The following is a 201-nucleotide window of genomic DNA, read 5'->3' on the forward strand; positions in this document are numbered from 1 at the left end:
GCTGTTACTGTTAGTGTAGCTGAAGTATCTCCTACACAAACTGATGGATCGTTTACTGTAGCTACTGGATTCGCATTAATCGTAACTGTAAAAGCATCTGTACCACTACAACCATTGGCATCGATATAAGTAATTGTACCGCCATAAGTATTTGCTGAAGCTACTCCTGGAATTGTAAAAGTAGCTCCTGTTAAACTTGTA

1 protein-coding gene is annotated in these 201 nt (G+C 38.8%); it reads right to left on the reverse strand.

Translation table 11 applies throughout. The features are described from left to right. A partial coding sequence (locus Q1A15_RS21025; protein ID WP_299628431.1) for a hypothetical protein occupies positions 1-201 on the reverse strand: 201 nt, incomplete at both ends.

Source organism: uncultured Tenacibaculum sp. (assembly GCF_947495995.1).
GTDB lineage: Bacteria > Bacteroidota > Bacteroidia > Flavobacteriales > Flavobacteriaceae > Polaribacter.